General features: G+C 33.4%; 5 protein-coding genes. All 5 read right to left on the reverse strand.

Translation table 11 applies throughout. The features are described from left to right. Positions 1-587: hypothetical protein (locus GVN22_RS26795; RefSeq protein ID WP_166554077.1), on the reverse strand; the 587-nt coding region annotated here is incomplete at its 3' end. Positions 588-714: 127 nt separating this feature from the next. Further along, a complete protein-coding gene (locus tag GVN22_RS26800) occupies positions 715-1,776 on the reverse strand; it encodes a hypothetical protein (RefSeq protein ID WP_166554078.1) in 1,062 nt (353 codons plus the stop codon). 27 nt (positions 1,777-1,803) lie between these two features. After that, entirely contained in the window at positions 1,804-2,868 is a 1,065-nt protein-coding gene (locus GVN22_RS26805) for a hypothetical protein (protein WP_166554079.1), read from the reverse strand. Between the two features lie 117 nt (positions 2,869-2,985). Next, on the reverse strand, positions 2,986-4,074 hold the full coding sequence (locus GVN22_RS26810; RefSeq protein WP_166554080.1) for a hypothetical protein: 1,089 nt from the start codon (positions 4,072-4,074) through the stop codon (positions 2,986-2,988). After that, on the reverse strand, positions 4,074-4,298 hold a 225-nt coding region (locus GVN22_RS26815; protein ID WP_166554081.1), incomplete at its 5' end, for a hypothetical protein. The genes GVN22_RS26815 and GVN22_RS26810, both read right to left, overlap by 1 nt.

Here is a 4,298-nt window from a genome sequence, read left to right on the forward strand (position 1 = left end):
GCCATTACTCGAAGCATAAACTGCCCACCATCGCGCTTATTTCGGGCATCTTTTGCGAAGGGTTCTCCACGATAAAAACCTATAAAATTGGGTGTATTCTGGTGCTTTTGATATTCTCCAAGTGTATTATCTAAAATATCCGTTAGTTTACCAAAAATATCTGGGTCGCTACCTGCCCCAAAATTTTGAGGGCAAGTATTACAATTTACGGAATTATAGGTATTCAAAAACTGTTGAAAACTACCAATAGTACCATAATTGAAAGCAGCTAATTGGGTATTATCTGCCCGAATATCTTTAATTTTTACCAACAGTTGATAATCTCTGGCAAAGGCACTACCTACGGTAGCAGCATCAGTCATGGCTTTCCAAGCATCTATGATTCCCACATTTAACTCTGATACATGGGAGCAAAGATAGGCACTACCACCGCAGGCGCTTGGGGCTATATCCCCCAAAAACGCTTGAATTTCACTGTCTTGTAACATTAATAATCTAGTAACAACCGCCTCTAACTGTTTTGCATCGGAAATACTACTACATAATTTATCTTCAACAGCACTTCGGTTTGCACCACGAGTTGCCAACTGCTCCAGCTTTCTACATAAAGTAATACTTGGTTTACGGGCTAGACAGATGGTACACTCAGGTTCGTTGGCTTTGTTTTATTCACAAAAAAAACCTCTTCTAGCCGTAGCTAAAAGAGGGCATGTATTAGGCTTGTTCTTTCTCGAAGATGTGAAGAGTACTTTGATTATCTAATATATAAACTTTATCTTCTGAAACCTGTATTTCCATTAAAGTACCTGCCGATGCTTCTGGAAATTGATACAAAAACTGAAATTCTTTTGTATCTCGGTCTATTGATGCAACTGTGCCATTAAAGGCATCAACGTAATACAATTTTTGTCGGTCAAAGCAGTACCTTTGTAGTGACAAAAAACAATTGTATTTTGTACATTCTTCTTCAAAAATGTAAAGGTGTAGTGGTGTAGTTGGGTCGTTGAGATTGATTTCCCAATAGGTGTCATAATTAAACCCAAACAATAGATTTCTTTCTTTATCTATATTTGAATAAAGTTTGCCGTATAATCTTTCATGATAGGGTTTTGTGGGTTTTCCAAAGATTTTTGTGGGTTTACAAAAATCGTATTTTAGCAGCCCCGTTTGTATATCTACTCCTATTAAATGGCTTTCATTGATGTCTATCCAAAGTACATCGTTCCATACACCTACGAAATGATAAAACTCACCATCGCCCCAAGTTCGATCATATTTGAAATGTTCAAATAGTTTGAATTGCCAAATGGTTTCTTTTTTCTCAATTGAAAATGCAGAAAGCAAGAACTTGGTTTCATCAAATAATAGATGTCCTTTCCAAGAAATAGGAATAGGGTAACTTTTAACTTGATTAAGAGGAGTCAATTGTTGAGTTTGGAAGTTATATAGACAATACTCGAAAACCCAAGTATGGTTTTCTATTAATTTATTATCAATACCAACTACAACTGATAAATTCTTAAAGTCAATCGTATGCCAGAATATATTTTTAGAATTATCTACTTCATATTTAACAGATTGTTTTAGTTCACACAAATAAGTTTTTTTTCTATCCATCATGTAAAGCCAATTGCCAGATAGGAAATTTCCACCAACTCTATCAGATTCAAATAATATTTTATTATTTAATTTTATAATAGATTTTGAGGTTAATAAAACTGAGTTATTTAAAATGGAAAATTGTCTTACATTAGATATTTTGTTACTTTCTCTCATAATAGTAATAATTATAGATTTTTATTTTTAGTAGTGAACATCCACAAATATGAATACTTTAATATCCAAATTTTCAACCCATTGATTGTAAGCCTTTTGTGAGTTCTCTTCATTTGTAATGTTATTGGGGTTAACATTACCAAAAAGCTTAGTTCTCAAGGGATTATTTTTCCAAATTTCATCAAAAATATCATTGGCTCTACTGCCTTGCAAGACAGCCTTCATTTTGTTTTTGGCTGCAGTAATATCTAATTTTCTGTCATTAAATACATAACGTAGTCTTGAAAAATCATCAATCAATGATAGATATGCTAAAAATTGATCTACGTCTATATCTGTTGATTCTTGGTAACTTTTACATTCTACAAACCAGATGGGTGTTGTTTCTTCTCTACCCATATAAATATCGAACTCTTTTCCGCTATTAGTTGCTTGAGCAGAAACATAGCTAAATTTTCTATCTATCCATATTGCATTATCAGTAAAAGGTCTATCTGCCATGTAATTCAACATATGTTGTCCTCCATCTCTCTTTGCAATACTGCTTGGGTCTCCTGCTAATACTTCACCATTATAGAAACTACTCCTAAAATCATCCTTACTATTATGCTTAGGTAGTAACTCAAGCATGTTACTGAGTATTTTATCTAACTTGGGAAATCTTGATGCCCATGTACCGTCAGCAGGTTGTGGGCAAGTATTGCAAGGAGTTTCTTTAAGTGCATTTACCAAAAAAGCATCAAAGTTAGCTGTAGTATTACTCATAAAATAACCACGCTTTGTTGCATCTAATTGTATTTCTCGCACTTTCTTTAACAACCCAAAATCATTCAAATACTTGGTATTTACATTGTTGGCATTTGTTGCAATGCAATTCCAAGCATCTACTAACTCGGGAGTTAACTCTGATGTATGGTCACAGAGATAAGTACTCCCTCCTGTACATGGGTCATTTATATCATCTAAAAACGCCTGAATTTTGGTATTTGTCAACATTAATAATTTAGTAACAACGGCCTCTAATTGTTTTGCGTCGGAGATACTGACACATAATTTTTCTACTGCAGGGATACTATTTCCTCGTTGTGCCAACTGCTCCAGCTTTCTACATAAACTTATACTTGGTTTTCGGGCTAGGCAAATGGTACACTCGGGTTCGTCTTTTTAACAAAAATCCCTCTTTTAACTATGGCTAAAAGAGGGATTTTGTTAGTCTTGTTCTTTTTCGAAGATGTGGAGTGTGCCACCGCTGTCGAGTACTAGCAAATGTCTATCTGTTTTTTCCATTTGCATTGGGAATGTGCCGTACTGAGCAAAATCGTGTACCCAAACTACTTTTAAGGTTTTTCTATCCAACACCGCCACTTTGTTGCGTGGTTGTGCACCAAAGAAAATTTTATCGTAGAAATAGATATAGTCGTCATCAAAACGAGTATCACCAACACTTGATACACCATGTTTATCAAATTCTTCTCGTAAATCAATAAAGGTAGCTTCGAAGTTATTGGTGTTTATTTCTCGGTATTGACAATTTCCTAATGAAATTATTTTTTCCTGTTTAACATCTATTTGTCCCCCACTCATTACTTTTTGGGTATAATAGTCTTTGTTGTATTTGTAAGGTTGTCCCAATAAAGCTAATTGTTCGCCTGTGTCAATATCTAATACCAAATGTTGTGATGTGTTTAAGGAAACCCATAGCTGCTTATCTATAACTCCAGTGAAGGCTTTATCAGAATTGTGTAACATTACATTTTCATCTTTTCCATATTGATTTTTTACTTTAGGGTAGCCTTCAAAACTATATGTCCATATTATTTCGCCTGTATCAATGGATAAACGAGAATATTCAAAATGATTGGTTTTGGCTATGATATAATTGGAAACAAAATTTAATCCATAATTTTGCTTCCATAATACAATATCTTCCCTCCAGTTGTAAAGCGCTGGTAACCAATTAATTCCAATGAGCGTTTTGTCTATTATATCAACTTTTAAATAATCATTCATCCTATCAATAACTACATAATTAGAAATGTCACGAAATAGATTTATATTTTCCAAATCCTCTATTTCATAAATAAATCCAGAACGTTGATAGCTGTCTGTTAAAATAAATAAATTGTCATCTAGGCATACAATATCATGTAAATCAAAGGGAGTTTCAATACTTCGCATTGAATTGTTAAAGTATTCATAAACAGTAATTTTTTTACTTATTCTAGGGACAAATAAGTATTGATCATTTGTGGAAAAGCCAAGTTTAGAATCTGTAATTTGGTTTATTTTGATATACATTATGGTACTATGGTTACAAAGTTGAAAATTTCATTTTGCCAGAAATTGCTTTTGTCTAACTCAGCCTTAAATTGAGCCACTGTGTTAATTTTCTGATTTTGTATATCAGTTCTATCAATCCTATTAAAAAAGGCTGGATTGACATTATAGAAACCTGTAGGGTCTGATTTTAATAGTGTTACAAACTTCTTTTTGGCTTCTTCAAGAGTAAGTTTATCGGAATT

This window comes from Cellulophaga sp. BC115SP (assembly GCF_009905545.1).
GTDB classification, from domain to species: domain Bacteria; phylum Bacteroidota; class Bacteroidia; order Cytophagales; family Spirosomataceae; genus Flectobacillus; species Flectobacillus rivi.

Excerpts from the sequence above, each read along its gene's own strand:
- GVN22_RS26800 (WP_166554078.1), bottom strand. The coding sequence starts at position 1,776 with ATGAGAGAAAGTAACAAAATATCTAATGTAAGACAATTTTCCATTTTA.
- GVN22_RS26810 (WP_166554080.1), bottom strand. The coding sequence starts at position 4,074 with ATGTATATCAAAATAAACCAAATTACAGATTCTAAACTTGGCTTTTCC.